Origin of the sequence: Polynucleobacter sp. JS-JIR-5-A7 (assembly GCF_018687935.1) — a bacterium.
Lineage (GTDB): Bacteria > Pseudomonadota > Gammaproteobacteria > Burkholderiales > Burkholderiaceae > Polynucleobacter.
Genome location: NZ_CP061308.1, coordinates 1,284,629 through 1,310,413, shown reverse-complemented (window position 1 = coordinate 1,310,413; position 25,785 = coordinate 1,284,629). Strand labels below are relative to the sequence as shown.

General features: G+C 47.6%; 22 protein-coding genes and 1 pseudogene. 22 read left to right on the top strand and 1 reads right to left on the bottom strand.

Translation table 11 applies throughout. The annotated features are described in order from the left end of the window. The first annotated feature begins 8 nt into the window (after positions 1-8). The 15 genes and pseudogenes from dnaX to rlmD all read left to right on the top strand — a co-directional run bounded on the left by dnaX (position 9) and on the right by rlmD (position 16,780). Complete coding sequence (dnaX, locus tag AOC29_RS06730; protein WP_215294974.1) at positions 9-1,715, top strand: DNA polymerase III subunit gamma/tau; 1,707 nt, start codon at positions 9-11, stop codon at positions 1,713-1,715. Positions 1,716-1,822: 107 nt separating this feature from the next. Further along, positions 1,823-2,146 carry a YbaB/EbfC family nucleoid-associated protein gene (locus tag AOC29_RS06725; RefSeq protein WP_215294972.1) on the top strand — a complete coding sequence of 108 codons (324 nt, stop codon included), beginning with the start codon at positions 1,823-1,825 and terminating at the stop codon, positions 2,144-2,146. A 37-nt stretch (positions 2,147-2,183) separates the two neighbouring features. After that, positions 2,184-2,798 (top strand): recombination mediator RecR, encoded by a 615-nt coding sequence (gene recR / locus AOC29_RS06720; protein WP_215294970.1) that lies wholly within the window; start codon positions 2,184-2,186, stop codon positions 2,796-2,798. Positions 2,799-2,888: 90 nt separating this feature from the next. Then, positions 2,889-3,107 (top strand): ParD-like family protein, encoded by a 219-nt coding sequence (locus AOC29_RS06715; protein WP_215294968.1) that lies wholly within the window; start codon positions 2,889-2,891, stop codon positions 3,105-3,107. Next, entirely contained in the window at positions 3,104-3,376 is a 273-nt protein-coding gene (locus tag AOC29_RS06710) for a type II toxin-antitoxin system RelE/ParE family toxin (protein ID WP_215294966.1), read from the top strand. Before AOC29_RS06715 ends, AOC29_RS06710 begins: the two co-directional genes overlap by 4 nt. Before the next feature lie 163 nt (positions 3,377-3,539). After that, entirely contained in the window at positions 3,540-4,523 is a 984-nt protein-coding gene (locus AOC29_RS06705; protein ID WP_215294964.1) for a DUF6282 family protein, read from the top strand. Positions 4,524-4,709: 186 nt separating this feature from the next. Then, complete coding sequence (locus tag AOC29_RS06700; protein WP_215294962.1) at positions 4,710-6,125, top strand: carbohydrate porin; 1,416 nt, start codon at positions 4,710-4,712, stop codon at positions 6,123-6,125. Positions 6,126-6,311: 186 nt separating this feature from the next. Further along, complete coding sequence (locus AOC29_RS06695) at positions 6,312-7,880, top strand: TolC family protein (RefSeq protein WP_251369944.1); 1,569 nt, start codon at positions 6,312-6,314, stop codon at positions 7,878-7,880. A gap of 9 nt (positions 7,881-7,889) precedes the next feature. Beyond that, positions 7,890-9,161 (top strand): efflux RND transporter periplasmic adaptor subunit, encoded by a 1,272-nt coding sequence (locus AOC29_RS06690; protein WP_215294960.1) that lies wholly within the window; start codon positions 7,890-7,892, stop codon positions 9,159-9,161. Further along, positions 9,162-12,239 (top strand): efflux RND transporter permease subunit, encoded by a 3,078-nt coding sequence (locus AOC29_RS06685; RefSeq protein WP_215294958.1) that lies wholly within the window; start codon positions 9,162-9,164, stop codon positions 12,237-12,239. Positions 12,240-12,280: 41 nt separating this feature from the next. Then, on the top strand, positions 12,281-13,069 hold the full coding sequence (gene surE / locus AOC29_RS06680; RefSeq protein ID WP_215294957.1) for a 5'/3'-nucleotidase SurE: 789 nt from the start codon (positions 12,281-12,283) through the stop codon (positions 13,067-13,069). A gap of 29 nt (positions 13,070-13,098) precedes the next feature. Then, positions 13,099-13,722, top strand: a pseudogene (locus AOC29_RS06675) (protein-L-isoaspartate(D-aspartate) O-methyltransferase); the annotation flags it as partial. After that, positions 13,719-14,504 carry a peptidoglycan DD-metalloendopeptidase family protein gene (locus AOC29_RS06670; protein ID WP_215294951.1) on the top strand — a complete coding sequence of 262 codons (786 nt, stop codon included), beginning with the start codon at positions 13,719-13,721 and terminating at the stop codon, positions 14,502-14,504. The pseudogene AOC29_RS06675 and the gene AOC29_RS06670, both read left to right, overlap by 4 nt. A gap of 25 nt (positions 14,505-14,529) precedes the next feature. Next, positions 14,530-15,351: a 3'-5' exonuclease gene (locus tag AOC29_RS06665; RefSeq protein WP_215294949.1), complete on the top strand. Its 822-nt coding sequence runs from the start codon at positions 14,530-14,532 to the stop codon at positions 15,349-15,351. After that, complete coding sequence (rlmD, locus tag AOC29_RS06660; protein ID WP_215294947.1) at positions 15,344-16,780, top strand: 23S rRNA (uracil(1939)-C(5))-methyltransferase RlmD; 1,437 nt, start codon at positions 15,344-15,346, stop codon at positions 16,778-16,780. Before AOC29_RS06665 ends, rlmD begins: the two co-directional genes overlap by 8 nt. A gap of 321 nt (positions 16,781-17,101) precedes the next feature. Here the strand turns inward: rlmD and AOC29_RS06655 are convergent, their stop codons facing one another. Further along, entirely contained in the window at positions 17,102-17,803 is a 702-nt protein-coding gene (locus AOC29_RS06655; protein WP_215294945.1) for a Bax inhibitor-1 family protein, read from the bottom strand. 283 nt (positions 17,804-18,086) lie between these two features. Between AOC29_RS06655 and ndk the strand changes: the two genes are divergently transcribed. The 7 genes from ndk (at position 18,087) to der (ending at position 25,684) form a co-directional block, all read left to right on the top strand. Continuing rightward, positions 18,087-18,512, top strand: coding sequence for a nucleoside-diphosphate kinase (ndk, locus tag AOC29_RS06650; protein WP_215294943.1), 426 nt, complete (start codon positions 18,087-18,089; stop codon positions 18,510-18,512). 75 nt (positions 18,513-18,587) lie between these two features. Continuing rightward, on the top strand, positions 18,588-19,763 hold the full coding sequence (gene rlmN / locus AOC29_RS06645) for a 23S rRNA (adenine(2503)-C(2))-methyltransferase RlmN (RefSeq protein WP_251370109.1): 1,176 nt from the start codon (positions 18,588-18,590) through the stop codon (positions 19,761-19,763). 13 nt (positions 19,764-19,776) lie between these two features. After that, positions 19,777-21,054, top strand: coding sequence for a flavodoxin-dependent (E)-4-hydroxy-3-methylbut-2-enyl-diphosphate synthase (ispG, locus tag AOC29_RS06640; RefSeq protein WP_215294939.1), 1,278 nt, complete (start codon positions 19,777-19,779; stop codon positions 21,052-21,054). A 30-nt stretch (positions 21,055-21,084) separates the two neighbouring features. After that, positions 21,085-22,425 carry a histidine--tRNA ligase gene (gene hisS, locus AOC29_RS06635; RefSeq protein ID WP_215294937.1) on the top strand — a complete coding sequence of 447 codons (1,341 nt, stop codon included), beginning with the start codon at positions 21,085-21,087 and terminating at the stop codon, positions 22,423-22,425. A gap of 72 nt (positions 22,426-22,497) precedes the next feature. Continuing rightward, positions 22,498-23,157 (top strand): tetratricopeptide repeat protein, encoded by a 660-nt coding sequence (locus AOC29_RS06630; RefSeq protein ID WP_215294936.1) that lies wholly within the window; start codon positions 22,498-22,500, stop codon positions 23,155-23,157. Continuing rightward, entirely contained in the window at positions 23,157-24,323 is a 1,167-nt protein-coding gene (gene bamB, locus AOC29_RS06625) for an outer membrane protein assembly factor BamB (RefSeq protein ID WP_251369943.1), read from the top strand. Before AOC29_RS06630 ends, bamB begins: the two co-directional genes overlap by 1 nt. Next, on the top strand, positions 24,320-25,684 hold the full coding sequence (gene der / locus AOC29_RS06620; protein ID WP_215294934.1) for a ribosome biogenesis GTPase Der: 1,365 nt from the start codon (positions 24,320-24,322) through the stop codon (positions 25,682-25,684). The genes bamB and der overlap by 4 nt, the downstream gene beginning before the upstream one ends. Positions 25,685-25,785 lie beyond the last annotated feature (101 nt).

The window sequence follows — 25,785 nt, the reverse complement described above, 5'->3', positions numbered from 1 at the left end:
TGTAGGACATGACAGCACTGGCATTAGCCCGTTCGTGGCGCCCTAAAACATTCTCCGAATTGGTGGGGCAAGACCATGTGGTGAAAGCCTTAACCCATGCTTTAGATCAGGGTCGCTTGCATCATGCGTGGCTCTTTACGGGCACTCGTGGAGTCGGTAAGACCACGATTGCGCGCATTATGGCTAAAGCGCTCAATTGCACAGGATCGGATGGATCGGGCAAGATGACTTCAGAGCCTTGCGGCAAATGTCCATCGTGCTTAGAGATTAATGAAGGTCGCTTTGTTGACTACATCGAGATGGATGCAGCGAGTAATCGCGGTGTAGATGATATTGCTGCACTTCTGGAGAAAGCAGCCTACGCACCGAGTAATGGTCGCTATAAGGTTTACATGATTGACGAGGTGCATATGCTCACCAATCATGCCTTTAATGCCATGCTCAAAACATTAGAAGAGCCGCCAGAGCACGTTAAATTTATTCTAGCCACTACGGATCCACAAAAGATCCCTGTGACCATTTTGTCGCGTTGCTTGCAGTTCAATCTCAAGCAAATGCCAGTACCACTCATCGTTGAGCACTTAGAGAGAGTACTCGCTGCAGAAAAAGTGACCTATGAAGTTAATGCGCTACGTGTTTTAGCAAAAGCAGCGCAAGGTTCGATGCGCGATGCTTTATCACTCACAGATCAAGCAATTGCTTATGCTGCTGGTAAGGTCACCGAAGAATCGGTGCGCGGCATGCTCGGCACATTAGATGACGCGTATCTCATTCGGATTTTAGATTGCATCATTGCCAAAGATGGCGCAAGCCTTTTGGCAGTTGCTAATGAAATGGGTGAGCGCAGCATGTCATTCTCATTAGCATTGCAAGACTTATCTAGCTTGTTGCAAAAAATTGCAGCAGCCCAAGTCGTGCCAGAGTCTGTCTTAGAGGATTGGCCAGAAGCAGGTGAGATTCGTCGCTTAGCAGGACAACTCACCAAAGAGGAAGCACAACTCTTCTATCAAATTACGATTACAAGCCGTCCTGACCTATCGCTCGCACCCGATGAGCAAACTGGTTTTGCTATGACACTTTTGCGCATGTTGGCGTTTCGTCCTGGAAGTAGTAATAGTGGTGGAGGAGGTTCTGCGCCCACACCTTCAGCACCATCGGCCCCACCAGTTAATACTGCCCGTTCATCCTCTGTAGCTTCTGCGCCTGCCGCTAAAGTAGCGCCAGCATCTGCAAGTGCTAAGTCGGTTGCCTCTGCCTCTGCTCCTGCTTCTGCTCCTGTTGCTGCAGCTGCCCCGGTCGCTGTTGCCGCTAGCGCAGTTGGCAACCCTGCCGAGCGTCCCGATTGGCATAGCTTGATGCGTCAGTTACCAGTCAAAGGTTTAGTGCAGCAATTGGCATTTCAGACAGAGTTACAAGATTGGGCAGATTCACCTGTGGCTGTGAAAGCAAGCATTCTGACTCCAATGCCGCAGTTAGCTTCCGAGGCTTCTATCGCCCGCCTAGCTGATGCACTGACTGCGCACTTTGGTAAGACAGTCAAGATCGTGATTGAAAAAGGTGAAGTAGAAGGTAAGACCGTTGCCAAAGTAGATGCACAGATTCATCAAGAGAAAAGAATGAACGCTGAGCAATTGATTGCTGCCGATCCTTTTATTCAACAATTAGAAAAAGAGTTTGGCGCTAAAGTCGTTGGTGGCTCAGTCAAGCCACTGTAATCTGGCCTCTTTAAATTCATTCATAAGTATCAATCATAGTAAGCAACATAAGTAAGCAAAATAAGTATCAACATAAGCAATCAACATAAGTACTGAGGAATAAAGCGATGATGAAAGGTGGACTTGCTGGTCTCATGAAACAGGCTCAGCAGATGCAAGAGAAGATGAAAGTGGCGCAAGAGCAATTGGCTGCGCTAGAAGTCACTGGTCAAGCGGCTGGTGGCTTAGTCAAGGTGACCGTCTCTGGTAAGTACGAGATCAAACGGGTGCAGATTGATCCAGGCGCAATGGATGACCGTGAGATGTTAGAAGACTTAATCGTTACTGCTTATACAGATGCATTTAAGCAAGTAGAAGCGGCTAGCGGGCAATTGATGTCAGGCGCTACTGCTGGCATGCCAATGCCTCCGGGCTTTAAGTTGCCGTTCTAATTGACCTTGTTAGTTTCTTTCTTCACTACCTAAATAGATGGCGCGCATAGAAGCACCTCAAGATGCACTCGGTCGCTTGATTGAGGCATTGCGGGTATTGCCTGGAGTAGGCCCTAAGTCTGCTCAGCGCATGGCCTTTTATTTATTACAGCATGATCGCAATGGCGCAGCAGTGCTTGCTCAATCATTAGGCGAAGCAGTCGAGACCGTTGGTCACTGTGCCCGTTGTAATACTTTTTCCGAAACACAAATCTGTAGCACTTGCTCTGATGGTCGTCGTGACCCATCACTGCTGTGTATTGTAGAAACGCCTGCTGACCAAGTGATGGTAGAGCAGACCTTGAGTTTTAAGGGCAACTACTTTGTCCTGATGGGCCGCATTTCACCACTCGATGGTATGGGCCCCAATGAAATTCATTTTGATCGCTTACTCACTCGTATAGAGAACCCAGATACTTGTGTGCCGATTCGAGAAGTGGTGCTAGCAACGAACTTTACGAGTGAGGGCGAAGCAACAGCCCATTACATTGGTGAAGTACTCAAAGCTAAAGGTATTAAAGTCACGCGTATTGCACGCGGTATTCCGGTGGGTGGGGAGCTCGAGTATGTGGATGCAGGTACCTTGGCCAGGGCTCTCATGGATCGTCGTTAGTCTTTTATTTCCTAAATTCCTCAAATGCTAAAAGGTTGCAAATTGCAACCTTTTGTGTTAAATTACATCTATATTTATTGAGGGGTAATTATGGCTATAGCTATCAAGTTATCTGATCTTTTAGTAGAGGATGCAAAGCCTTATGCACAGGCAATGCATCGCTCCGTTCCTAAGCAGATTGAGTATTGGGCTCGTTTAGGTAAAGTCGCAGAGGAGAATCCTGACTTACCAGTTCATATGTTGCAGGATATGTTAGTCAGCATCGAAGAGGTGAAGGTTGGCAATCTAAATCCCTACAAATTCGGATGATTGTATTTACGACACCTAGATTTGATAGGGCTATTAAGAAGATATCACCTGCTGAGAAAAAGACTCTTGATGATACCGTCAAGAGCATAGTTGCTGACCCATCTCAGGGTGAGATGAAAAAAGGCGATTTAACAGGTATCCAGGTATTTAAATTTAGACATCTAACGCAGCAGATGTTGTTAGCTTATTCCGTCAGTCTTGATGGATCTAAGCTTGTGCTGATGGGGTATGGGGTTCACGAAAACTTCTATCGTGATTTGAAGCGATAAGCATTAAAGCAAGCGTTGTTCCGGTACGAATAAGTTCGCAGCTGTATCGCCCCTCTATCACTCTCTGAGCCCATCGCCTAGGGGAACTACTTAAATACCCTTTGGCATAGATGCATTAGAGTCAACTGATTACAAAAAAGTAGTTTAATCAGGGAGATGACTCATGCGTAAATTTCAGTCCACCAAGGTCTTAGTAGCCAGCTTAATAAGTGCTGGTTTGATATTGACCTCGAATATGACTCAGGCACAAGTAGGCTTTCCGCCACCGCCACCAAAAGTGAGTCCTGCAGCAGGTGTGATTGATATGCACGTGCATCCTGATCCAGATGTATTTGGCAGATCCTTAACTGATTACGAGTTAGCCACCATTGCTCGTCGCAAAGGCATGCGCGGTATTGTGATTAAAAACCATGTGGTCACTACCAATGATCGCGCTGCTTTGGTGATGCAACAAGTCCCCGGCATTGAAGTGTGGGGCGGTATTGTTCTAAATAAATCCGTTGGTGGTGTGAATCCTTCTGCCGTTGAGTGGATGCACCGGATGTCTGGTGGTCGCGGCAAAGTGGTATGGCTACCTACCTTTGACTCTGATAAGCATGTCAAGACCTTAGTTGATAAGAACCAATCTGGCATCGTGGTTGCGCCCAATGGCCAAGTCACACCAGAGCTTGAAGAAGTATTAAAAATCATTGCTCGTGAGGATTTGATTCTGGCGACAGGTCACATCTCTGCTGAAGAAGTAGTGGCAGTAGTCAAGCGCGCAAAAGAATTGGGCGTGAAAAATATTTTAATTACCCATGGCCTAACCAATATCCCAGGCCTGTCTTGGGAGCAAGCTAAGCAAGTTACTTCCATGGGCGCCTATATTGAAATTTGCTACCTGCAATTTATGACCGGTCCTACAGCGCAGTACAAATGGATGACGCATTGGGAAAAGGTTGATGCCACCGTGGTTGCTAAAGCGGTCAAAGAAATTGGTGCAGACCATTTAGTACTTTCAACTGACTTAGGTCAGCAAGGCATGATGACTCCACCAGATGGTGTTGAGAATGAAATTGCAGCAGTTAAAGCTGCAGGTGTGTCACAAGCAGACATCGATAAGATGATGAAAAAGAACCCAGCAAAACTATTGGGTCTCAAAGACTAAAGCGCATCCCCCGCCAGGCATGACACTTTTGTCATGCCTGAGACATAAAAACTAGGTAAATTCCTCATTTTTGGGGATAATTTGGGCTACGCCACACTGGGGTTTTAATCTTCGGTGTGAAGGTCTAGTTTTCTCTACCGGTATGTAGCCAGTGTTTTGATGCACTGGCACCCAAAGACATCGCGAATGATCCGCAAGTTTTATTTCCTTCTCCTGTTGAGCATTTTGTGCACTTTTCTTGGAGCTTCTGCGTTTGCGCAGAGGGCAGGGTCAGGCGCTGACCAAATTGCCAGTTTTGCTAACGACCTTTCTTGGTTACCAACTGAAGGTGAGATTTTTGGTCTGCCCGTCAATATTCACGGTCAAAGCACTTATATCAATCAGCGTTATAACAATTTCACCTCCAGCTATTCAGGTCTTAATAGTATGAGTGCTCTAAAGTCAATGAGCTATACCTGGTCTGGTACTTTATTCGTTGGTGCGCGCTTGGCACCTGACACCGATTTTTATTTCAACCCAGAAGTGGTTTCTGGTGTGCCATTCTCTGGCCTAACGGGTCTTGGCGGCTTTACAAACGGTGAGGCTACCAAAGCGGGTGGCGCTCAAGCCAAGTTTTATTCTGCACGCGCATTCTTGCGTCATACCATCAACCAAGAGGGCGATAAGGTGGTGCTTGAGGATGATGCGAATCAAATTACGCAAACCGTCAGCAGTAATCGCGTAGTGATTACTGCCGGTCAATTTTCTACTTTAGATATTTTTGACGATAGTCGTTACGCAAAAGATCCTCGCATCCAGTTCATGAACTGGGGCAATATGACTTATCTGGCGTATGACTATGCTGCTGATGCCCGTGGCTACAGCACTGGTTTAGCGGGTGAGTGGTATCTGAGTAACTGGGTTTTGCGCGCCTCACGCATGTTGGCACCAAAAAACCCCAATGGTCGTGATCTGAACTGGCAAATCTTTAACACCTACGGTGACCAGGTGGAAGTAGAGCGTCAGCACCATATTGCTGATCTGCCAGGTAAGGTGAGCGTCTTAGCTTATCGCAACAGAATGATTTTGGCGCGCTTTCAGGATGCAACCAATTATGTGATTGCCAATAATGCGCAAGGCACGCAAGCGATTAACAACGTACGCAATAACTACCAATACAAAACGGGTGTTGGTATTCATGGGGAGCAAGCGCTGACTCATGACTTGGGTATCTATGGCCGCGCATTCACATCCGATGGTCATACAGAAACGATGTCGTTCACTGAAGCCGATAACTCCGTCTCAGTGGGTATGGGTATGAATGGCACTTCTTGGAGTCGTCCAAGCGATAGCATCGGAATCTCGATGATGCAAAACGGCCTATCGAGTTACAGAAGAGGCTATCTACAAGCAGGCGGCGTGTCTTACTTTATTGGTGACTATGCGAGCGCATCGCAGACTATTTCTTATCGCCCAGAGCGTATCGGCGAGGTGTACTACAACGCCCTGCTTGTGAAAAATGTTCTTGGCGGCGTGAACTTTCAGCATATTCAAAATCCTGCCTATAACTCTGCCCGCGGCCCTGTAAATATCGTCTCATTCAGGATTCATGCTGAGTTTTAAGGGTTTGCACAAGCTAGAGATTGATTATTATCTTTAGAATCAATAGTTTAGAGATCGCCGATTATTCGACATTTCGCTTTTGTCCCATATAATCGTTAAAATCCCCTGAAATGGGCTTAGACAAGATCTAAATCTGCATTAGGGGCTAGAAAAACAGCATTTTTATTGATTTAGAGGCGGCCGCATTTGTTCATCCACGGCACACGTAAAACGAACGTAGTTAATCTACTCAAAAGCATTGCACCATCTGCAATGATTGCTTTTGCTATTAGCCTTGCTTCTTTTTCAACAACTGCTTTTGCGCAAGCGTCTGCCACTACAACTGATAACACGCCTGCAAGCGTGACGATTCAGTCTGGTGATGCGGCATTAACAACACCCCCAAATGTTGCTGCCATTAGTGCGCAACTCAGTGCGCAAGATAAAAATAGTGCGCCGGGTTCTAAAGCTGCTGAATTATTTGCTCCGGTAACGAAAGCCAATACACCCAAAATTTATACCAAGCCGATTGCAAGTGGTCCTGCTGAAATGGATCTGCGTCAGCTTTGGAATGAACTCAAGATAAATAATCCGCAATTATCTTCTTTGCGTGAATCATATTTGTCTGCCAAGGCAACCGTGCCACAGATTGCAGCACCAGCCAATCCACAGGTTGGTTTAGTCTGGTCTGGTATGCCAGTCAACTCTCCATTTGCTTTGGGGGGCGCTAACGCACCATCGCAGCAGTACCCAGGTGGCATTAGTAGTAATAACTCGATTTCGGTAGCGCAACCCTTTCAGTTCCCAGGCAAAAAAAGTTTGGCTGCCGATATTGCCGATACTAATGCAGAAGCGCTCTTAGCTAGCTCTGAATCAACTTACTTACAGTTAGGCGCTCAGCTATCGACTCTGTACTACAACGCTTTGGCATCGCAAAAGCAATTGCAGGTATTAAAAGAGTCAGTCGTTCGTTTGGAGATGATTAAGAACGTTGCCAAAGCACGTTATGCCAATAACGCAGCTGCCTATGTTGAGTATCTCAATGCACAAGTAGCGCAAAGTGCAGCGCAAGCAGATCAGTTCAATGTCGAGCGTCAATTGCAAGTGGCGCTGAACAATATCAATACCTTGGTCGGTCGTCACTCTCGCGAGAGGTTAGTTCTGCGTGGTGATGTACGCCGTGCACTCACTGGTGTGCCAACCCTCATTGAATTGGAAGACTATGCAGAAAGCAGCCACCCTGCATTAAAGAGTTCAGCCTTACAGCTCGACGCTGCGCGTAAGGGTGTAGATCTGGCTAAGAAAGCCTACTTACCAGACTTTCAGGTGATTGGTTCTTCATACACACCCCGTGGCCCATTTACTGCAAACAATGGCGCGCTGTTTTACCAGCTTGAATTAGATTTGATTATTCCGCTGTATTTCTTTACCAAAGAGAAGTACGGCGTAGAGCAGGCGCAACGCAACCAAGCGGCAGCAGAAGCGGGCAATATCTCCAATCGTCAGCAAATTGTCTTGGCGGTCAATACAGCTTATGCCGCTTATGAGCAAGCCAAGAACCAGACCCAGTTCTTAAAGGAGCGTCAGGTTCCCCAAGCGGATGCTGCCTATAAGGTCGGCCTGACCCAATATTCCAATAATGGTCAAGGATTTAATGATTTGTTGACTGCGCAGACCCAATTGCGTAACTTAGAGATTGCGTTAGCGCAGGCAGAGAGTAATTTATTGCAAGCGCAAGCAGTATTGATGGTTTCAGCGGGCAAAGAGCCTTTTTAAGGAGTAGTTTTGATAGACAAAATTCTGTCGTTTCTGAAACGGTTGTCCGAGAAGGCAAAACCGATATTGCATCAAGCTGCCGAGCAGGGTGCACACCATGCAAAAGCGGCGGCTGCCGGCTTGGCTGGCATGTATTGGAATTTGTCTGCAGAAAATCGCCACCGTGTGCGTTTAGCGGCTTATGCTTTTGCGATTCTTTCAGTCGGCATTGTGGTGGGGCGTGTTACTTACGTCAATCGCACTGTCAAAATAGAAACCTCTGATAAGGCGCTCAAAGTAGAGAAGACCGGCGCCCTGGAATTGAAATTGCCAGGCGTCAAACTCAATCCTGAGATTTATCTATTTCAGACGGCAGAGAAAGTGCAAGTACCTGTGAACATCAAGGTGCCCGGACGTTTAGCCTTTAATGCCGAAAAGTCTAAAGTACTCTCCGCTCGTGCTCCTGGTAGGGTAGAGCGCATCTACGCCTTTGATGGCGCTTTGGTTGACATGGGCTCGCCGATTGTCGAGCTCTATAGCCCAGATTTCCTCTCGGCCCAACAAGAATATTTACTATCTTCTCAAACTGCCAAAGTATTAGAAGGCAGCAAAACCATGAGTGATTTGCTTGGTGATGCGCGGATTACCCAACAGGCTGCTGCCAATCGCATGAGAAATCTCGGGGCAGGTGATAGCGATATTAAGAATATTGAAACCAGCGGCAAGACTACAAGTAATTTGATCATGCGCTCACCCTTAAAAGGGGTTGTTGTGAAGCGCAATGTAGAGCCTGGTTCTGCTGTGAGTTCAGGTGATGTGATTACGACCTTGGCTGATCCAAAACACCTCTGGTTTTTGGGTAATGTATTTGAGCAAGATTTTCGTCTGATCAAGCAGGGTCAAAAAATGATCCTGCGGCTTGAGGCCTATCCCGATAAAGAGTTTGTTGCTTATGCCAATTACATTGCGCCAGGCATTGATCCACAGACCCGCGCTTTATTGATTCGTGCTGATGTAGAAAACACAGATGATCTGTTGCGCCCCGATATGTATGCAACCGGCTTGCTGACCACTGGCATGGCTGATGCTGTCGTGGTGCCGCAGTCAGCGATTGTGCGAGTCCGTGAGAACCGCTACGCCATTATTAAAGTAGGTCCTGAAACCTTCCGACGCGTTCCAGTGAAAGGTTATGACTTAAATAGTAAGAGCTTTGCCATCACCGAAGGGGTGGAGCAAGGCTGGCAATTGCTGGCAGAAGGCGCTGTGTTATTGAATGATCGTTTTGCAAAGCAGGAGGACTAAGTGAGCGTTTTCACCTCCTTCATTCGAGGGGTTATTGAGAAGCGCGTATTAGTCATTTTTGCTTCGATCGTGCTATTAGGGCTTGGCATGGTCAGTCTGAGCAAATTGCCGATTCAGCCATACCCAGGCGTTGCGCCCTTAACGATTCAGGCGATTTCTCAATGGCCGGGAAGAAGTACAACTGAAGTAGAGCAGCAAGTTACGATTCCAGTAGAGAATGCTTTGGCAGGTATTCCTGGGCTGCAAGCATTTCGTTCCGTATCACTCTTTGGCTTGTCCGTTGTGACGCTCAAGTTCAATGACACTGCAGATCCATTTAAAGCGCGTCAAGTATTTATCTCCAATTTATCCAACGTCAGCTTTCCACCGGGCGTGACTTCCAGTGTTAGCCCAGACTCTGACGCAACGGGCGAGATCATGCGTTATGAAGTACGTTCTGAATATGCTAGCTCTACCTTGCTCAAGACTTTGCAAAACTATGAGATCTACAAAGAACTGAAACAGACTCCAGGTGTTGCAGACGTGTCTTCCTTTGGCGGCAAGGTTCGTCAATATCAAGTAATTGTGAGTCCCGAAAGCTTGCAAGCTAAGGGCATCTCTATTAATCAGTTGATTTTGGCTTTGACCAATGCCAATAGCAATACGGGTGGTGGCTTATTGCCTGCGGGTGAGCAACAGTTTGTGGTCCGCGGTGTTGGTCTACTTAAAGATATTGCTGATATCAAACAAGTCATCATCACCACGAACAATGGTGTACCGATCCGGATTGGAGACGTAGCCAGAGTAGAGATTGGTAATGCACCGCGTTTGGGGATGTTCCAATTTAATGACAACCCAGATTCAGTCGAAGGCATTATTTATTTACGTCGCGGTGAAAATGCCACTGAAGTTTTAGCACGCGTGCGTAATACGGTTGACAACATCAATCGTCACGTCTTGCCGCCAGGTATTGAGGTAAAGCCTTTTTATGACCGCCAAGTCCTGCTCGACATCACTATCGGTACCGTAAAACACACTTTGTTCTTTGGTATCTCGTTAGTGTTAGCGGTGTTGTTCTTTTTCTTAGGCAACATTCGCGCTGCTGCGGTGGTGGCTGCCGTGATTCCTTTGGCATTGTGCGTCTCCTTTATTCAGATGCACTTGTGGAGCGTACCGGCAAACTTGATTTCTTTAGGGGCAATTGACTTTGGTGTGATCGTTGACTCGGCAGTGATTCTGACGGAGAACGTCATGCGTCACTTAGAGGAGGGTGGTAAGCGCCTTAACCAAAGCATCATTATGGCCACTAGCGAAGTGCAGCGTGCCATGATTTACTCCACGGGCATCATCATTGTGGCTTACTCACCATTATTCTTTATGGGTGGTGTTGAAGGCATCATCTTCAAGCCGATGGCATTTACCATGGGCTTTGCCTTGATCGCCGCAATGGTCTTGAGTCTCACGTTCTTACCAGCGATGATTTCCTTGGTGTTTGGTGAAAACTTGCATCACAAACCACCATCATTTATCACCAAGATTTTGGAAGGCTACAAACCTTTGCTCAGAAAATGGATGGATCGTCCATTAACCGTTTTCTCAGTTGCAGTCTTTGTGCTCGGTTTAACGCTCTTGAGTATGACCCGTTTGGGTACGGCATTCTTGCCAACTCTAGAAGAGAATAATATTTGGTTGCGTGTGACTTTGCCCAACACGGTAGATTTAGACTACTCCGTCAAGGTCGCCAATCAATTACGCGAAACCTTTATGGCGCAACCAGAGATTGATAAGGTTGCTGCACAGATTGGTCGCCCCGATGATGGCACTGACTCTACAGGTGTGTTTAACCAAGAGTACGGTCTTTATCTGAAGAGTCCAGACAAGATGCCCGCTGGATCTAGTAAGAAAGATTTGATTGCCCATTTAGAAGCTGAGCTTGATAAGATTCCAGGCGTTACCTACAGCTTCTCGCAGTACATTCAAGACAACGTGAACGAGGCGCTATCAGGCGTTAAGGGGGAGAACTCCGTCAAGATTTACGGTACCGATCTCGAAGTGCTTGATCAAAAGGCTCACGAAGTGATTGATCAGCTCAAAAAAGTCCGGGGTGTTGCAGACGAAGGCATTCTCAAAGAGTTAGGTCAGCCAACGTTGAATATTCAAATTGATCGTGAGCGTGCAGCACGCTACGGTATCAATATGAATGACATTCAGACGGTGGTGGCAAATGCCGTTGGTGGCGCTGCCGTCACTAATTTGCTGGAAGATGAAAAAACCTTTGGTATTGCGATACGCTTAAATGAAGGCAGTCGTAATGATGTTGCCGATATTCGGCAGCTATTGGTAGATTCTCCTGATGGAACAAAAATTCCACTCGCATTGGTTGCTTCAATTCAGCTGACGGACGGTCCATTCTTTATTTACCGTGAGGCGGGTAAGCGCTATATCGCGATTAAGTTCAGCGTTCGTAATCGTGACTTAGGTAGTGCGGTAGAAGATGCGCAATTCTTGGTTGAGAAAAATATTACCTTGCCACCGAACTATTCGATTAGTTGGGATGGTCAGTTCAATCAGATGAAGCAAGCGCAAAAGAAGTTGATGGTGATTGTGCCCTTGGCGCTGATGGGCATCTTCTTACTTTTAGTGAGCGCTTTCGGTAATTTCCGTGATGCCTTCATCGTCATGATTAATGTGCCATTTGCCGCCATTGGGGGTGTGATTGCGTTGCACCTAGCAGGGGAGACTTTGAGTATCTCGGCATTTTTCGGTTTCTTATCGCTCTTTGGTATTGCGATTCAAGACGGCGTGATTTTGATCTCCTTTATTAATAAAACGGCTGCTACCGAACACGGTGAAATGAAAGATGTCATGGTTGAAGGGGCGTCACTACGTGTGCGCCCTGTATTGATGACTGCAGCGTTGTCCGGTTTAGGCCTCTTGCCAGCCGCTTTGTCTCACTCGATTGGTTCAGAAGCACAACGCCCATTAGCCTTGGTGATTGTCGGTGGCATGGTCACGACAACCGTCTTGACACTCTTAGTCTTGCCAGTGATTTATGGCTGGTTTAGGGGTCGTGCTTTAAATCAAGCAAGTAGCGTTTAAAAGTGATTGAGAAAATTGAATAAACGGGGAAGCCATTATTTATGAGTGATCGTCAACCTCATATTCTGGTATCGAATGACGATGGCTATTTGGCTCCTGGTTTATTGGCTTTAGTCAATGCGGTGCGCCCTTTAGGTCGTATTACCGTGATTGCTCCAGAGCAAAACCATAGCGGTGCTTCGAATTCACTCACACTTTCAAGACCGCTCTCGATTCATCGTGTGGCTGGCGGTGAACGTGACGGTTTCTTCTTTATTAACGGCACCCCGACTGATTGTGTCCACGTGGCGATGACTGGTTTCTTGGATGAGAAACCTGATCTAGTGATCTCGGGGATTAATCAAGGCGAGAACATGGGTGAAGATGTGCTGTATTCCGGTACGGTAGCTGCGGCAATTGAGGGAGTGATGTTTGGTGTGCCTGGCATTGCCTTCTCCCAAATTGATCGGGGCTGGAATCGTATTGAAGATGCCGCTAAAGCAGCGCATGATGTCGTAGTGCAGATGTTGGCATCCAAGCTCTCACACAACGATGGCACTGCAACTTTACTTAACGTCAATATTCCGAATCGTCCTTATGCAAATCTGAATCGCTGGCGTGTGACCCGTTTGGGCAATCGCCACCACTCTCAGCCAGTTGTCGTGCAAGACAGCCCGCGCGGTGAGAAGATTTATTGGATTGGTGCGGCAGGCGAAGTAAAGGAAGGTTCTGAAGGGACCGATTTTCATGCGATTGCTGATGGTTGTATTTCGATTACCCCTATGCAATTGGATTTAACGCATCACGCGCGTTTAGCGGCGATGCGAGCGAATGGCTGGGATCGCGCTTGAAGGCACCCACCGAGCGATTTGCCGCCTATCGGCAAGCACTAGCAGCAAAAGTACATGCTGCCGGTGTAAAACATGGCAAAACATTAGAGGCTATTGCCACTGTTCCACGTCATGCATTTATGGACGCGGGTTTGCACGCGCAAGCTTATGAAGATACGGCATTACCCATTGGGCACGAGCAAACGATTTCTAAGCCATCGGTTGTGGCGCGCATGATTGAGTTGCTGCATAAACCCAAACACCCCCTGGGCAAAGTCCTAGAAATTGGTACGGGTTGTGGTTATCAAGCAGCGGTGCTGAGCTTATTGGCCGATGAGGTTTATTCCATTGAGCGCATTCGTTCGCTGCACGATCTGGCTAGGGCAAAACTGCGCCCATTTCGGATTAATAATTTACGCCTGATTTATGGCGACGGTATTTTAGGTTTGCCACAAGCTGCCCCCTTTGACGGGATTATTTTGGCAGCGGCAGGTTTAGGGATTCCTGATGCCTTGCTGGATCAATTAGCTATCGGTGGACGCTTGGTGGCTCCGGTTGCCAAAAATGAAAAAGAGCAACAACTGGTGATGGTGGAGAGAATGAGCTCCCAGCGCTATCAAAGAACTGTGCTGGACGGGGTCTTTTTTGTCCCCTTACAATCAGGGGTAGTATGAAATCGCGACTCGTTAATCCTATCTCTCATTCCATGACTAATGTATCTAGCAGCTTTCTGATCACAATCCTGTTGGCATCCGCAGTGCTGATCGCAGGATGCTCTACTCCTCGCACTAAACCTGCGAATGTGACTGATCGCTCTGGGGGGTCTGTTGCGTATGAACCAGCACCTCCTGGTTACTATCGCGTCAAAAAGGGTGACACCTTAGCGCGTATTGCTTTAGATCACGGTCAGGCTCCACGAGATGTAGCGCAGTGGAATACTGCTGCCAATCCAGGCTTTAATCCCAATGTGATTGAAGTGGGCGATCTGGTTTTGGTTAAAGCGCCAGCCAGTGCTAAGCCCGCTGCACCTCTTGAGAAAAAATCTGTAGATGCCCCTGCTTCAGCAGAGCCCGCTAAACCCGAAGTGGTGGCAGAGCCTGGCATTCGTTTATCTTCACCCGCCAAAGGTAAAGTGACGAGCGAATTTAATGAAACCAATAAAGGGATCGACATTGCTGGCAAAGTGGGCGAGCCTATATTGGCAGCCTCAGATGGCAAAGTCGTTTATGCCGGTAACAGTTTGCGTGGTTATGGCAACTTAGTTATTGTGAAGCATGACAACACTTATCTCACGGCTTACGCACACAATAGCAAACTCTTAGTGAAAGAAGGCGATAGCGTGCGCAAGGGTCAGAAGATTGCCGAGATGGGGGATACCGATACCAATTCTCCTAAGCTCCATTTTGAATTACGCGTCAACGGCAAGCCAGTCAATCCAACGCCGTACTTGCAGTAAGCCTGCGGCGATAGGGCAATAGGCTATGGCCACCGTTCTTGTCTTTGATATTGAAACCATTCCTGATGTAGCAGGTTTGCGTCGTCTGGAAGATTATTCAGATTCGATGAGTGATGCCGAGGTTGCTGCTAAAGCCATGGCTGAGCGCGCCGCTAAAACTGGTAGTGAGTTTCTGCCCCTGTTTTTACAAAAAATTGTTGCGATCTCTTGCGTGATTCGGAGAACGACCAAAGAGGGTACACCGCAAATTAAAGTGGGCACCTTAGGCACGCCCCAAGATGATGAGAAGGTGTTAGTACAAGCCTTTTTTGACTTAATTGAGAAGTACACGCCGCAACTGGTCTCTTGGAATGGTAGTGGTTTTGATTTACCCGTCTTGCACTATCGCGCGCTTGCAAATCACATTCAGGCGCCACGCTATTGGGAAATGGGTGAGAGTCAAGAGGCTGATAGTCGTGACTTTAAATGGAACAACTACATCAGTCGCTATCACATGCGTCACCTTGACATGATGGATCTTTTGGCTAAATTTAATGGCAGAGCCAATGCGCCATTAGATGGCTTGGCAAAGCTCTGCGGCTTTCCAGGAAAGATGGGTATGGATGGCAGTCAAGTGTGGCCTGCTTATCAAGAAGGCAAGATCAATGACATTCGGCGCTATTGCGAGACCGATGTTGTAAATACCTATCTCATGTATTGCCGCTTTCAATTACTACGTGGCGGATTTTCTCTTGAGGAATACCAAGAAGAGATTGATTTTGTGAAAGCTTATCTAGAAAAAGAAGCTCGAGAGCCAAACGGTAGTCAGTGGCAAGAATATCTCCAAGGTTTCGCGCCGGATGCGTAGAGGAGAGAAGCCAGTCAATCTTGAAGTGACTGAGCCAGTAAGAGTTGAAGCACTTGATTTAGATGCCCAAGGGATAGCCCGTTTAACACCCAATGAAGCAGAAATAGAACAAGGGCAGAGCGGTAAAGTCATCTTCATTCAAGGCGCACTCCCTACTGAGCTCGTCACCTACACCATCACTAGCGATAAAGCCCGCTTTAGTAAAGCCAAGGTACGCGACATTCTCAAGCCTGCAGTCTTTCGAACAGAACCCAAGTGCGCAGCCTTTGGTGTGTGTGGGGGCTGCACAATGCAGCACTTAGATATTCGTGCGCAAGTCGCCATAAAGCAACGTGTGCTCGAAGATGATTTGCGCCACATCGCTAAAGTACAGCCTGAAGAAATTTTTCGCCCGATGGGTGGTCCTACTTGGGAATATCGCCATCGTGCCCGACTCAGTGCAGTCAATCGCTCAATTAAAAAAGGGACTGTACTCATTGGATTTCATGAGGGAAAAAGTAGCTATGTTGCTGACATGCTCGCTTGTGAGATCTTGCCTCAGCACGTATCTGATCTCTTGCCTGAGTTGCGTAAATTGGTCATGGGCTTATCGATTGTTGATCGCATGCCGCAAATTGAAATTGCTGTCGGCGAACCAGCAGATCCCCATTCTGATGACCCTAAGCAAAACAAGCCCGTTACTGCTTTAGTCTTTCGGAACTTGCAGCCTTTAACAACAGCAGATGAGCAACTTCTGCGAGCGTTTGCAGATGAACATCAGGTTTGGATCTGGCTACAACCCAAAGGGATTGAGACGGTTGCGCCGTTTTACCCGGAGACCGGCAAGCTTTGCTATCGTCTACCCGAATTTGAAATCGAGATGCCATTTAAACCTACCGACTTTACGCAGGTTAATCACATGATGAATCGCACTTTAGTGAGTAGAGCGATTCGCTTGTTGGAAGTCAAAGAAACCGATCGTGTGCTCGACTTATTTTGCGGGATTGGTAACTTTACCTTGCCGCTAGCGCGTAAAGCAAAACAGGTTTTAGGGATTGAGGGTCTAGAAACATTAACGACTCGCGCTAAGGCTAATGCCGAACATAATGGCTTAGCAAGCAAGGTCCGATTTATGCAAAGTGATTTGTTTGAAGTCACCACCGAAACCATTTCATCCTGGGGCAAAGCAGAGCGCTGGTTAATGGATCCGCCGCGTGAAGGTGCGATGGAAATGAGTAAAGCGCTCACCCAATTGCAACTGCAGAAAAGTGATTTGCTGCCAGAGCGCATTGTGTATGTCTCTTGCAACCCTAAAACTTTAGCCAGAGATGCAGACATCTTGTGTCATCAAGCCGGCTACACCCTCAAGGGGGCGGGTATCGTCAATATGTTTCCACACACCTCGCATGTCGAGTCAATCGCTGTCTTTGAGCGCTCAAAGGTTCTCTAAATCCCTGATTTAGAGACTTTTTTAGCTATTCCAGCGCCAATGTAGTGCATTGCGCATAGATGCGGTGCAGTGCAGTGAAAGCGTTGCCTTTCAGGAGCGTAGATTGAAATCGTGCAGTGAAATATTGCTGTTAACGACTGAAGATCCCTGGAGCGCATCATGAAAACCTCAGACAGTTTTGCAATCCTATTGATTTTGATTGCACTCGCTTTTGCGGTGAGTATGTTTGTAGCTAGCTAATTTCTACTGACAAATCAGTAGAAAAGCAGTGAATAAAAAAGGCGCCCGCAGGCGCCTTAAGAGGACATCACACTAAAGTTTTTAGTCGCGATCGCCACCAACAATACCCAAGAGGGCTAGCAAGTTGGTAAAGACGTTGTACACATCTAAGTAAATAGCCAAGGTAGCCATGATGTAGTTAGTTTCACCGCCGTTAATCACTCGCTGTACGTCAACGAGGATGAAGGCGGAGAAGATTGCGATAGCCAGCACCATCACAGTCAACATCAAAGCAGGCAATTGCAACCAGATGTTAGCGAGTGAAGCCACGATCAGGAGCAATACACCCACCATTAACCACTTACCCATGCCAGCAAAATCACTCTTGCTAACAGTAGCAATAGTTGCCATGGTGGCGAAGATAGCTGCTGTACCGCCAAAGGACAACATGATGAGGGTCGCACCGTTGCTGTAGCTATTGAGGGTGAAACCAATCAGGCGGGACATCATGATGCCCATGAAGAAGGTAAAGCCTAGCAGTAGGAGTACACCCACGCCAGTTTCTTTATTCTTTTCAATGGCCCAGAAGAATCCAAAAGCCACTGCCATAAATACGATAAAACCTAAGAAAGGGCTGTCAGAGAACAGGTTAAGACCCATCGCTACGCCTAGCCATGCGCCAATCACAGTTGGAACCATTGACAGGGCCAACAGGGCATAGGTATTGCGCAGTACGCGGTTGCGTATCTGGACGTTGCTAATTGAGCCGGTCTGGCCAAAGCCGTAAGAGTTCAGATCACTCATATTGACTCCTTCATTTTCATAGTTGTAACAAGAGCCCATTAAGGGCTGTTGACAGTAAGTATAGACAAAATGCCCCAATTTCAAGCCCCCCAGGAAAAGACCTACTAATTAAGGGCTTATGTCTTGTAAATTCAAGGGCTTAGCCCTACAGATATAGGGGTAAATACGGTCAGGCAATGTATAATTCGGGGGTCGTTGAGGTAGAGAAGCTTTTTAAGTGGAATTTAAGCCTAAATCAGCCCTATCCAACAAAATACCTTTGAAATTACTACTGGAGTCTTGAATGGCAATTGAACGCACCCTTTCTATTATCAAACCTGATGCTGTCGCTAAAAACGTCATCGGCAAAATCTATGACCGTTTCGAATCCGCTGGTTTGAAGATCGTTGCTTCCAGAATGGCGCATTTGTCACAAACCGAAGCTGAGCAGTTCTACGGCGTTCACAAAGATCGTCCTTTCTTCAAAGATTTGGTGAGCTTCATGATTTCTGGTCCAGTCATGATTCAGGTATTGCAAGGCGAAGGCGCGATTGCAAAGAATCGTGATTTGATGGGTGCCACTGATCCAAAGAAAGCAGACAAAGGCACTATCCGTGCTGACTTTGCTGACAGCATCGATGCCAACGCTGTTCATGGTTCTGACGCTCCTGAAACAGCTGCTGTGGAAGTTGCATTCTTCTTCCCAGGCATGAATGTTTTCAATCGTTAATCAACACCTATTGATTCATAAGTAGGCGCATTGACCTCCCCGCGCGTAAATCTCTTAGATTTTGACGCTGACCAAATGGCAGCGTATGTCGCGGGGTTAAATGAAAAGCCCTTTCGGGCGAAGCAACTCATGCAGTGGATTCACCAACGCGGTATATCCGACATCAATGACATGAGTGATTTAGCAAAAAGCTTTAGAGCGACATTGCTCGATAAAGCCGAAGTCCTCTCGCTTCCCGTGATTAAAGATGAGCACGCGCACGATGGCACCCGTAAGTGGCTGTTAGATGTGGGTGCGGGTAATGCGGTCGAGTCTGTTTTTATTCCTGAAGATGATCGCGGCACGCTGTGCATCTCTTCTCAGGCAGGTTGTGCAGTCAACTGCCGCTTTTGCTCCACTGGACGTCAAGGCTTTTCTCGCAATCTGACTTCCGGTGAAATCATTGGCCAACTTTGGTTTGCTGAGCATCTCTTGCGCAATGATCCAGAGGCTGTGCGCAGAATTGAAAAATATCCAACCCCGGGTTGGGAACACACGGGTCGTGTGATCTCTAATGTAGTGATGATGGGTATGGGCGAGCCATTGCTGAACTATGACAATGTAGTCTCTGCACTGCGTTTAATGCTCGATGACAGAGCATATGGCTTATCGCGTCGTCGCGTTACCGTGTCGACCTCAGGCGTTGTGCCCATGATTGATCGTTTGGCACAAGATTGTCCAGTGGCATTAGCAGTGTCATTGCATGCGCCGAACGATGCCTTACGTGATCAATTGGTGCCGCTGAACCAAAAATATCCCTTACGCGAATTGCTCGATGCTTGTGAGCGTTACTTACCATTTGCGCCCAGGGATTTCCTGACCTTTGAATACTGCATGCTCGATGGTGTAAACGATTCTGACATCCAGGCAAAAGAATTGGTGCGTTTACTCAAAAATATCAAGTGCAAAATTAATCTGATTCCTTTCAATCCATTTCCAGAGTCTGGTCTCAAACGTTCCTCGGCCCAGCGCGTGAATGCCTTTGCTAGCATTCTGTTGGATGCCGGTATGGTGGCAACAGTCCGCAAGACTCGGGGTGATGACATTGCTGCCGCCTGTGGTCAGTTAGCTGGTGATGTAGTCGACCGCACACGAGTGCGCGAACGGGCTGTGCATAAGACTGAGATTGAGCTTACTGAAGTAGAGTCTGATGAAGAGCCCGCTGCGCACTCCAATACGCAGCCAATAGAATGGCTTAAAAAGTTAAATTAAAGATTGGATCCTCATGAGTTCTGATAGTTCTTTGTCACCACTACCGAATTTACCTTTAGGTCCAGCGCCTAAACGGGCGACCCGTCAAGCAAGCGTTGCTTGGAAAACCAACATCATTACTGTCGGTGGTGATGCGCCAGTGCGCGTGCAATCGATGACCAATACGGATACTGCTGATGCAGTGGGTACAGCGATTCAGGTGAAAGAGTTAGCACGTGCTGGTTCGGAGATGGTGCGTATCACGGTGAATACTCCGGAGGCAGCAGCAGCAGTTCCTTATATTCGGGAGCAGTTGGACAAGATGGATGTCTTGGTGCCATTGATTGGTGACTTTCATTACAACGGCCATACGTTATTGAATGATTACCCAGAGTGCGCTAAAGCGCTCTCGAAGTACCGCATTAATCCAGGTAATGTGGGTAAGGGCGCAAAGCGTGACCCACAGTTTGCGCAAATGATTGAAGCAGCGTGTAAATACGATAAGCCCATTCGGATTGGTGTGAACTGGGGGAGCTTAGATCAAGACCTATTGGCTTCCATCATGGATAGCAATGCGGCCTTAGCCAACCCGAAGACAGCGCAAGAGGTGATGATTGAAGCCTTGATTCAATCTGCTTTGCAGTCTGCAGAAAAAGCCGTTGAGCTTGGCATGAACCCCAATCAAATTTTATTGTCATGCAAAGTGAGTAATGTGCAAGACTTGGTGGCGGTATATCGTGATCTTGCGCGTCGCTCTGACTACCCATTGCACTTGGGTTTAACTGAAGCCGGGATGGGCAGTAAAGGCATTGTGTCTTCAACTGCAGCAATGGGCATTTTGTTGCAAGAGGGTATTGGCGATACGATTCGGGTTTCATTAACACCTGATCCTGGTGCTCCTCGTGAAAACGAAGTGATCGTTGCACAAGAGATTTTGCAAACCATGGGCTTGCGTAATTTCACACCCATGGTGATTGCTTGTCCTGGTTGCGGTAGAACCACGAGTACGACTTTCCAAGAGTTGGCCGCCGATATTCAATCCTATTTGCGCCAACAGATGCCGATTTGGAAGAAATCTCACCCTGGCGTGGAGAATATGAATGTGGCAGTGATGGGTTGCATCGTCAATGGCCCAGGTGAGAGCAAACATGCCAATATTGGGATTTCCTTACCAGGAACAGGCGAGACGCCAGCAGCTCCGGTGTTTGTGGATGGCGTTAAAGTCAAGACCTTGCGTGGTGAAAACATTGCCCAAGATTTTCAGGTCATCGTCGACGACTATGTCAAACAAAACTACGCTACCAAGAATTAATCAAGCTAAATAAGTAGAAGAATAAGAAGAATGACTGACCAAAGCAAAGACGCAAAAGCCCAAGCAGCGCAAACCAAAGTTCAGAAGATGAATGGTGTACGTGGCATGAATGATTTGCTGCCAGCTGATGCTGCGCCGTGGGCTCATCTTGAGCACGTCTTGCGGGATTTAACGCGCGCCTATGGTTATGAGTTTTTGAGAACGCCGATTGTGGAGGCGACTGCGGTATTTCAGCGAGGTATTGGTGAAGTGACCGACATCGTTGAAAAAGAAATGTATTCCTTTGAGGATCGTCTCAATGGCGAGCAACTCACTTTGCGTCCTGAAGGTACTGCGGCACTTGTGCGCTCGGTGATTGAAAATAATTTGCTCTACGAAGGACCTAAGCGTCTTTGGTATACCGGCCCGATGTTCCGTCATGAGCGTCCACAGCGTGGTCGCTATCGTCAGTTCCACCAGTTTGGGATTGAGGCGCTGGGCTTTGCTGGTCCCGATATCGATGCTGAAATCATTCTCATGGGTCAACGTCTGTGGGATGAGTTAGGTCTGAAGGGTGTTCGCCTGGAGATCAACTCTTTAGGTCAAGCCAATGAGCGCGCTGAGCATCGTGCCGCCTTAGTGACTTACTTTGAGAAAAATCAATCTCAGTTAGATGAAGATTCACAGCGTCGTTTACTCACCAACCCTTTGCGTATTTTGGATTCTAAAAATCCAGAGATGCAAGCCTTGATTGAAGATGCCCCCAAGTTATTGGATTTCTTGGGTGAGGCATCGCTGGCGCATTTCAATGCAGTGCAAGCCTTAATTAAAGCGAACAATATCCCTTGCAAGATTAATCCGCGTCTAGTTCGTGGCTTGGATTACTACAACCTCACCGTATTTGAGTGGATTACCGATGAGTTGGGTGCGCAGGGCACGATTGCGGGTGGTGGTCGTTATGATCCTTTGATCGAGCGCATGGGTGGTAAAGCAGCGCCAGCTTGTGGATGGGCTATGGGTATGGAGCGTGTTCTGGAATTGATGAAGGTGTCTGGCTCCTTGCCTGAAGCCCAAGCCCAATGCGATGTCTTTGTTTTACATCAAGGTGGCGAGACTTTAACTACCGCCATGATCATTGCCGAGCGTTTACGGAGCGCTGGTATTGACACTATCCTTTTCTGTCCCCCAGATGGTCAGTCTGCTAGCTTTAAGTCTCAAATGAAGAAGGCTGACGCCAGTGGTGCTGCCTTTGCCGTCATTATTGGCCCTGATGAATTAGCCAAAAATGAGGCTCAACTCAAAGACTTACGGGGCACAGGTGAACAGCAGTCTATTCCCCTAGAAGGTGTACTGGAAGCAGTAATTGACGCTCTGGTAGGCGCCTCCGAATAGAATGGCTTAGTAGTCATTACATTCATCAAGAAATGAAGAACGAAATTAACCACGAAATCAGCTCGGATTGACATGCCTTTAGATCTAGAAGAACAAGAACAGTTAGACCAACTCAAAGCATTTTGGCAAAAGTATCGCAACCTGATAACGGGTGTGGTGACTGTAGCTTTATTTGCTTATGCTGCCTATAGCGGTTATCAGTGGTGGCGTAATAGCCAGGCTCTCGAAGCTTCGAAGTTATACGAGACCATGGTGGGCGCGATTACTAAGGGCGATAAAGATCAAACCTTGCGTGCTGCGGATGATTTGCAAAAAGACTATGCTCGCACCCCCTATGCACCGATGTCGAGTTTAATTGCGGCGCGCATCGCAGCGGATGCTGGTGACCATGCTAAAGCGCTAGATTATTTACGCTGGGCTGCTAAGAATGCTTCTAATGATGGCTATCTCGCTTTAGCTAAGTTGCGTTTGGTGTCGCAATTGATTGAGCAGGGCAGTGAAAAGGATTTTGCTGAAGCCGATCAAATACTCAAAGATAAGCCGGTAGCTGGTTTTGAAGCCTTATGGCTTGAGCGACGGGGTGATTGGTATTTGGCGCAGAAGAAAAATGCAGAAGCAAAAGCCAGCTATCAAGACGCTTGGAAAGCATTAGATCAAGCAAAAGAATTTCCTGAAGAGGCGCGTCGCCTCCTGAAGGTGAAGTTAGATGCTGTTGGAGGAATTGCTCAGTGATGGTCGCAATGAAGGTTTCAGTGAAGCGTGCAGTAAAACGCATTAGCAGCGCCCTGCTGATTGGGGTGGTTGCCACCGCTTTGGTCGCGTGTTCAGGCGGTTCACGCGTGCGCAAGCCAGCAGAACTGGTACCAGTCACTAACCAATTCGATTTGCAGCCGGTTTGGTCTACGAGCGTTGGCTCATCAGAAACCTTTAACTTTCATCCGGTCGTAGCGGGTGATGCAGTCTATGCAGCCTCACATCGTGGCAACCTAGCCAAAATTGAGTTGGCAACCGGCAATAAAGTCTGGGAAGCTTCGGTTCCTGAACGTTTGGCGATTGGCCCTGGTTCAGATGGCCGGGTTACCGTTGCTGTGAGTATTAAGGGCAATGTGTATGCCTATGACGATAGCGGTAAGGCTTTATGGAATGTCAATGTCGGTAGCGAAGTATTGAGTGAGCCGGTAGTTGCCGGTGGCGTGGTAGTCATTCGTGCGCTGGACAACCGCTTTATTGGTTTGGATACCCAAACTGGCGTGCGTAAGTGGATCTATCAACGCCAACAATCAGCATTGTCCTTGCGTGTTGGCTATGGCATGTTGCCAATCAATAATGAAGTGATCGTGACCGGTTTTGCTGGTGGACGCTTTGGCATGATTGCAATGGCTAACGGCGGTTTAGTTTGGGAAACCCCAGTGTCCTTTCCAAAAGGCTTCTCTGAGATCGAGCGTTTGAATGATGTGACTGCCAAGCCGAGCATGCAAGGCGATATTATTTGCGCTGTCTCCTATCAAGGCCGCATTGGTTGTGGTCAAGCCCGCACTGGCAATCTCTTGTGGTTTAAAGATTACTCGAGCTACACCGGTACTGCTCAAGGTACTGAATTAGTCTTCTCTGCCAATGAAAAATCGTATGTCACTGCTTTTGTCGCTAAGGACGGTACTCAGGCTTGGGAAAACACCCAGCTGACTTTCCGTGATGTCGGTGAGCCTTTGGCAGTGGGCAGAGTATTGCTCATGGGTGACGCGCAAGGTTATGTGCATGCATTTTCTCAGGCGAATGGCGAGATGGTCGCACGTATTCGTCACGATAGTAGTCCAATCTCAGCCGCACCTATTGCCGTGGGTGGCCTCATCTTGATTCAATCTCAGGGTGGAAAAATTGCAGCGTACAGTCCAAAATGAATCCAGTCATCACTATTGTCGGTCGCCCCAACGTTGGGAAGTCGACACTTTTTAATCGCTTAACGCGTTCACGTGATGCCTTAGTTGCAGACTTTTCTGGTTTAACGAGAGATCGTCACTATGGCAAAGGCCGTATTGGCGAGCGTGCATTTATTTGCGTGGATACCGGTGGTTTTGAGCCGGTTGCAAAGACCGGCATTGTTGCCGAGATGGCCAAGCAAACGAAACAAGCGGTCGCTGAATCTGACATTGTGATTTTCTTGGTAGATGGCCGCTTGGGTATGGCGCCACAAGACCGCGTGATTGCCGACTTCTTGCGTAAGACTGGTAGGCCCATCATTCTGGCGGTGAACAAAACCGAAGGTATGCAAGCAGGGGTTGTCACTGCAGACTTTCATGAGCTTGGTTTGGGTGAGCCGTTCCCGATCTCTTCTACGCATGGGGATGGTGTTCGTGGCCTGATTGACGATGCACTTGATTCATTAGGCATCCCCGAGCCAGACGAAGCAGAATTAGCGAGCGATCCAAATCGTCCGATGAAGATTGCAGTAGTAGGTCGTCCTAATGTGGGTAAGTCGACCTTGATCAATAAATTGATTGGTGAGGAGCGCGTCATTGCATTCGATATGCCAGGAACCACCCGTGATGCGATTGAAGTTCCGTTTGAGCGGAATGGCAAGCCGTATATCTTGGTGGATACGGCAGGCTTGCGTCGCCGTGGAAAAGTCTTTGAAGCGATTGAGAAGTTCTCTGTGGTTAAAACCTTGCAAGCGATTGCTGATTGCAATGTGGTGATTCTGATGCTCGATGCTCAGCAAGATATTTCTGAGCAAGACGCGCATATCGCAGGATTTATTGTGGAAGCAGGGCGTGCACTGGTTGTTGCCGTCAACAAATGGGATGGCATCGATTCATACGTCAAAGAACGTGCCCGTTTAGAGATTGCGCAAAAGTTGCGCTTTCTAGACTTTGCTAACGTCCATCCGATTTCTGCGAAAAAAGGGACTGGCTTAAAAGAGCTCTTTAAAGATGTGGATGCTGCTTATGCAGCGGCCATGGCGAAATTGCCAACCCCACGTTTGACCCGCATTCTGCAAGAGGCAGTGGAACACCAACAGCCAAAACGGGTTGGCATGGGTCGCCCTAAATTGCGTTATGCACACCAAGGGGGCATGAATCCTCCGATCGTTGTGATCCATGGAACATCATTGAGTGGCGTGACCGATAGCTATAAACGCTATCTAGAAGGTCGCTTTAGGGATGTCTTTAAGCTGCGCGGTACGCCCTTACGGATTCAGATGAATACCGCCAAAAACCCCTACGTCGATGCAGATAAAGGTAAAAAGGGCAAAAAGCGCTAGTTTGGGATAAGCTTTTCATCTTGGAAGTAATCAAGCCTTGATTTTTATGTAATTAAGCCCAATATAGATAGCTAGGTAACAACAGTTTTAGAGGTATTCAG